General features: G+C 51.3%; 7 protein-coding genes. 2 read left to right on the top strand and 5 right to left on the bottom strand.

Annotated elements, in window-relative coordinates:
* From ACR2PX_RS14020 to ACR2PX_RS14005, 4 genes are all read right to left on the bottom strand, one after another.
* A partial coding sequence (locus ACR2PX_RS14020) for a phage terminase large subunit family protein (protein ID WP_433999975.1) occupies positions 1-1,797 on the bottom strand: 1,797 nt, incomplete at its 3' end.
* The gene (locus ACR2PX_RS14015) at positions 1,794-2,228 is read right to left on the bottom strand and encodes a hypothetical protein (protein ID WP_433999974.1); all 435 of its coding nucleotides are present in this window, start codon (positions 2,226-2,228) and stop codon (positions 1,794-1,796) included. The genes ACR2PX_RS14015 and ACR2PX_RS14020, both read right to left, overlap by 4 nt.
* Positions 2,229-2,347: 119 nt before the next feature.
* On the bottom strand, positions 2,348-2,635 hold the full coding sequence (locus ACR2PX_RS14010; RefSeq protein ID WP_433999973.1) for an N-acetylmuramoyl-L-alanine amidase: 288 nt from the start codon (positions 2,633-2,635) through the stop codon (positions 2,348-2,350).
* A gap of 16 nt (positions 2,636-2,651) precedes the next feature.
* Positions 2,652-2,960: a hypothetical protein gene (locus tag ACR2PX_RS14005; protein ID WP_433999972.1), complete on the bottom strand. Its 309-nt coding sequence runs from the start codon at positions 2,958-2,960 to the stop codon at positions 2,652-2,654.
* Positions 2,961-3,135: 175 nt separating this feature from the next.
* Here ACR2PX_RS14005 and ACR2PX_RS14000 point away from each other — a divergent pair, with 175 nt between their 5' ends.
* Both ACR2PX_RS14000 and ACR2PX_RS13995 read left to right on the top strand, forming a co-directional pair.
* Positions 3,136-3,936: a hypothetical protein gene (locus ACR2PX_RS14000; RefSeq protein WP_433999971.1), complete on the top strand. Its 801-nt coding sequence runs from the start codon at positions 3,136-3,138 to the stop codon at positions 3,934-3,936.
* Positions 3,937-3,955: 19 nt separating this feature from the next.
* Positions 3,956-4,888 carry a type VI immunity family protein gene (locus tag ACR2PX_RS13995; RefSeq protein WP_433999970.1) on the top strand — a complete coding sequence of 311 codons (933 nt, stop codon included), beginning with the start codon at positions 3,956-3,958 and terminating at the stop codon, positions 4,886-4,888.
* Positions 4,889-4,946: 58 nt separating this feature from the next.
* Here ACR2PX_RS13995 and ACR2PX_RS13990 read toward each other — a convergent pair.
* Positions 4,947-5,611: DNA-methyltransferase (locus ACR2PX_RS13990; RefSeq protein ID WP_433999969.1), on the bottom strand; the 665-nt coding region annotated here is incomplete at its 5' end.

The following is a 5,611-nucleotide window of genomic DNA, read 5'->3' as shown; positions in this document are numbered from 1 at the left end:
CGCTGCTTCCGCTTGCTCTTGTTCAATCTGGACTTCCGGCTCTGGCCGCTGTTCAGCCAGTCGCTCGAGATCCAATCCACGGTGTTGCTGCAAGATACGCACTGCAGTTAACGCATAGACTCGACAGTCCAAAGCCTCATTGCGTTTCTTGCGAGCATCCCACTCAAAATAAGCGACCCCGTGTTTGTATTTGCGGACTTTCTCTTCTGCCGTGGCCTGCTTGAAATAGTCTTCATCAAAACAGTCCTTCACCGGCCAGTGGCAGTAACCCGCCCCCGGTTCCAAAATTCGGTAACGCTGATAAATGAGCTCTTTGGCCGTGTCTGTGCCCACCAGAGTCAGGTAAACGCCTTTCTTGTTGCGTGTCTTCGGGAAGGTGGCGATGGGCTTACCAGACTGGGAAGCACCTTTGATGGGAATCAGCCAATCCGGTCCCTGTTTACGGGAGAAGGCATAAACCTCATCGGTAAAGTGGCCGCCAGAATCCATACAGATCTGGGCCAAATTCATCAGGACGCCATCCTGTCGCCGGTATGAGGTACGGAGCTTTTCAGCCAGAATCTTCCAGATTTCTGGTCGACTCAGATCGCCATAGAGCCGAACATAATCAATAGACCAGCTTTCTTCAGCCGCTCCCCAACCCACCACTTCGTACTCTATCCGATCATCCTGGACATCGATGCCGCAGGTCAGCACTTCTACATACCAGGGCACTTCGGCGGTATAGTGTTCACGACGCTGATACAGTAACTCGTGATCAACCGTTTCTCCCGCTTCCTGCCAGGTCTGACCCAGAACCGTATTAGTCCAGTCTTTGAGCAACACAGGATCGTCTTTAGCCGCTAGAAAATCCGCCACGGCCTCTTTCCAGCTGTACCAACCATTCGGGCTATAAAGTGAACTCAAGTGATAGCCCCGGAATTTACCGTCAGCCTCTTCGTTCAACGGAACCCACTGTCCATGCTCCAATAACTGAGGCTTATCGTGTTCCTGCATGTGATGCCGGCACTGAATGCACTCAAAGCAGGCTGTTTCAGGGTCCTTTTTTTCAAAGCGAATTTGCTGCCACTCTATGGGCTGAAAGTGCCCACACTGTGTGCAAGGCACCTGATACTGTCGTTGATCACTGGCCTGATACGCCGACTCTATCTTACTGGCCTCAGCAATATTGGGCGTAGAGACCATCAGGACTTTTCGATTACGGGAAAACGTCGCTGTTCGTTTAATGGCCAGATTGATGGGACTGCCCTCTCCGTCCACATCGTCTTCATAGGCATCCACTTCATCCAGAAACAGAAACCGGGCAGGCATGGAACGCAGCCCTGTGGCCGAGTTGGCCCCAGTAATGATCAGCACCCCATTAGGAAACTCCTTCACCATCTGGGTATTGCCGGAATCCCGGGAGCGTGGGTCTTTCACCCGCTCCCGCAAGATCGGCATTTCTTCGATCATCGGGGCAATACGCTGCTTGGAGGTTCGCTTGGCCATATCCAAAGTGGGCAGCACATACATCATGGGGCCTGGCGTATGATGAATCACATAGCCCAGCCAATTATTGCCGCACTCGGTTCCTCCCACCTGAGCACCTTTCATAAAAGCCACACGCTCCACTTCAGAAGAAGGTGACAAGCAGTCCATAATCTCTTTCAGGTAGGGTGTTCGGGCGGTACGCCAGCGCCCCGCTTCTTTGGCCGCTTTCATGGGCAAGATACGATATTCATCGGCCCACTCAGATACCGTCAGTCGGGTATCAGGCTTAAGACCTGCAAGAAAACCATCCAGATACGGAGAAGTCATGGGCCGCTTAGCTCCGAGAGAATCGCTTCCAGTTCATCCATCAACAGCTGTCGTACTTTGCGAGGGTCTGTTTCTGCTGCCAGCACATCCGCCTGCCGATCGGGAATGCCCAACAAAGCATCTCTTACCATTCGACCCGCCCGATAAGCATCCTCACGAACCTTGCTGGCATCGGTTAATTTTCCGGTTTCTTTTTCATACTCCATCTTCGCCATCTTGGCTCTAAAGGCTTCCCGCATGGTGCGTGCGGTAACGAAATCGACAGCCTGCCGTGAATCGTTGGGAGCAACCGGTACAGATCCAGCTTGTGACGGAGACTTTCTCAGGACCGTAGAAGGTTCTGCCTGGGCTTGAATCGCTTTAAGGGCCTCATCAGGTTCAACTTTGCCATTGTGCAGACGAATCTTGCCGGATTTGACTAATTTAGCCACATACTGGCGGCTCCAGCCTTGACGTTTAGCGAATTCCGATTGCGAGATGAGTGCCATAGTCCCTGATTGCCCTTCACTGTCCCCGCTCTAGCCCGACAGACCCCGACAAAGCCGACAACCTATTGATTTTTAAAGTTATCTTCCGGCTGGTTGTTCTTATCGAGGCCACCCATCAGACAGATGCCCACACTCTCGTGGTTGTGGCTTTTGGCATGAGCACCCCAGTCATCCATGGGCCGACCCTGCTTTACCGAACCGTCCCGTTCAATCACCCAGTGGTAACCAATATCCAAAAAGGCTCGCTCCATGGTGTGCCAGCGTTTGATGTCGTCAAAGGTCACATGTTGGTTGGCCCGGGTATCCGAGCAATGCACGACGATGTAATTGGTTTCCTTACGCTTGCCCATGACTCATCCCCTGAGTTTATGTTTTAAGAAAGTAAGACAGCAGCCCAATAGCGGCGGTCAACACAATCCAGCCGAACCGTTCGATATAGCCCAGCATCACGCCCCGACGACTGGCTTGGAACTCCAGCCTCCTGACGCGTTTCTCCTGTTCGTCCAGACGTTCATCCTGCCGGGAAAGGTTGCTGGTCTGGTGGGTAATCCGTTCCTCGATCATGGCCAGGCGAGACACCGCATCGCTCAGCTTGTCGAGCTTGGAGTCAATCTGATCCAGTCGCCTTGAGAGATCATCCATGCCGTTATTTCCAGTTTTGTTCGAAGGTGACACTGATTGATTCGAGATCGTTCCGACCAAGCCGCGATTCAGTGTAATTGATCAGACGGCTCTTTCAGCGATGAATATAAAAAGATATATTTCCTTCACTCATCGTCATTGTGGGATCAGGCTCGTTTACCAAAAAACAAGAACAAGCCAATAAGTAAAAGCAGGGAGTACAACAACAATGACTCACACGTGTGAAGACAAGTGCGTCGGCCATGTCATGGCGGCTTCCATGGCCCTGAACGGTCTGCCCGCTTCTATGCCTGAGCAGGCCAGGATCATGCAGCGGGTTCAGGAAGAAATCACAAAAGCCCAAGCCCTTAAGGAAAAAGAGGAAGAGGAAGCCAGAAAACTGCCTTCTACTCACCCGTCATCCGTTGAGAAAACCATTGCTCCGGGCACCGATAACACGGTACCCACTGACCCGGAAGAGAAAAAACGTGCTCTGGATCGAAGCGTAATGTGCACCATTATGTGCTGCTGTAACGATCATCCAGCCAAGGGCCAAAGTGAACAGGACCTGAAGCAGAGTTGCGCTCATCAGGTCTTGCAGGCAGCGGACAAAGCCCTGGAGTGGAAGGGCCGTTACAAGTCTGAACTCTCCTGGAACATGAACCTCCAGACCGGCGAGCCACCACAGCCCATGATGCACCGGGATGCCTGGGGCAATGATACGACCGAACCATCCCATTATTGGCAGGGCCGAATTGCAGAAGTAGACGGCTATCGACCAGGACGGGGCGATATCCGGCGACCGGATCTGGTGATTGTTTCAGATTCCAGCAAACCGCCCTCTAACGATAATATTGATCAGGTGGTGGAGTTTAAGTTTGGGGAGGACCGCCGGGACAAAGATCAAGATGAAGCTTACGAAGTCATTGCTGGTAAACGAAACAAGTACTCAATTTACAGAGTTGGTGGCCCACAGAAAGATAGGGAACAAGGTTGCAATTGCCAAAACCCAATTCAATCTGTCGCTTAAATGAATTACAGGAATATGTATGTCACAACTTGATCTCAATACTCTCAGCAACAAGCCAGTCGCCTATTTCTCAAACAAAAATCCGGCTGCTTGCATCGGTTTGACCATGACCTTTTATTTCGGTGCACCAGGTGAGCCTGGAAAACGTCAAGCCTTGGTGAAATGCATTAATCACTATCTTCAACAAGCGAAAGGGCAACTTCAGTTCTATGCGGTCGCAGGAGATAAAAGACATCGTACTTTAAAGCCCGGAGAAAATCCGAATCCGGATCTGTTGGCGAAAATGCAGGATACGGACATCACCCTCGACTTTGAAGCCGGAGGGGCTGACGAGGGCGTTGCTAATCCATGGTCCATTGGGTCTTTGGCCAGAGGTGTTACTAACCCCCATTATATGGGATATCTACTTTTATCCTATCCTGCATCAATGCTTAACCAGATGGGAGTACAAGGTTTTTCCAAGCAGTTCGTCGCTATATGTAATGCTCTACATGTTGAACATGCTTATGCTGGGCTGGGTCTTATTATTCCATTCGATGTCGCAGGCAGTCGAGCGGCCCATGGAGTACTTGGCGAAGCAGCTATGCAGTGGCCAGGACTGGATGCGTATAATTTAACAACTACCAGTATTCATTGCAGACATGGAATTAAATCCATTAATTTCCTTACAGCAATTTCTCACCGCATTCAAAGCAAAGCAGGTGGAACCGAGGCAATATTAGCCAATGCGGGTTCACAAGTTCTGTCCTGTCCCTACAGTAACGGTACCGTTTTTCAGGCCGGACATGAGCCTCAGATTGGAGCACCCAACCAACCACCTGAAGATTACGTTGCTCTTGGAAGGGCTCTGAAAGCGGCAAGAGCACCTTTTGAAGACTCCATGTTTGATGACCCGGCTGGGCAAGACGACGAAGCCTTCACTCAACGCTGGCTGGCACGATTTGATGGTTAGTGAAAAATTGCTGTCCTGTTGAGTAATCCGCTCCTCGCTCTGCTTGTTGAGCCTGGAGTTAATCTGAGCCAGTTTCCTTGAGAGATCGTCCATCACGGTCTTCCTTGACCTGGGCAAAGGTCAGATTACTGGATTCAAGATAAGCTTCCTTGCCGGTGTACTCCTCCCATCGGCGCACGATCACATCCACATACTTGGGGTCCAGCTCTGTCAACCGCGCACTGCGGTGGGCCTTCTCACAGGCGATCAGGGTGGAGCCAGAGCCGCCAAACAGATCCAGTACAATGTCGCGGGTTTTGGAAGAATTGCGAATCGCTCGCTCCACCAGCTCTACCGGTTTCATAGTGGGGTGAAGATCGTTTTTAGCAGGCTTGCTGTAGAACCAAACATCACCCTGATCTCGAGCCCCACACCAGAAGTGCTGTGAGCCGTCTTTCCAACCGTAGAGGATAGGTTCGTATTGACGTTGGTAGTCTGCTCTGCCCAGCGTGAAGGTATTTTTGGCCCAAATGATAAACGTGGACCATTTTCCTCCGGCTTCCCGAAAGGCTTTCTGAAGCGTGTCTAACTCAGACGACGACATGCAGACGTAGATCGCGCCTTTGCAAACACCGAGCATATTGGTCATGGCTGCGAGCAGAAAGGTGTAAAACTCAGAACCGAGATTGTCATTCTTGATCCGACGGTCTTTCTTCGCCTTGGTGTTTTTCTCCGGGTTGGCGT

Source organism: Endozoicomonas sp., assembly GCF_051008435.1.
Classification (GTDB): domain Bacteria; phylum Pseudomonadota; class Gammaproteobacteria; order Pseudomonadales; family Endozoicomonadaceae; genus Endozoicomonas_A.
The sequence above is the reverse complement of the archived record's forward strand: the minus strand, read 5'-3'. Positions and strand labels throughout refer to the sequence as shown.

What these genes read in the sequence shown, in the direction of transcription:
- ACR2PX_RS14010 (WP_433999973.1), bottom strand. Translation starts at nt 2,635, where the DNA reads ATGGGCAAGCGTAAGGAAACCAATTACATCGTCGTGCATTGCTCGGAT.
- ACR2PX_RS14000 (WP_433999971.1), top strand. Translation starts at nt 3,136, where the DNA reads ATGACTCACACGTGTGAAGACAAGTGCGTCGGCCATGTCATGGCGGCT.
- ACR2PX_RS13995 (WP_433999970.1), top strand. Translation starts at nt 3,956, where the DNA reads ATGTCACAACTTGATCTCAATACTCTCAGCAACAAGCCAGTCGCCTAT.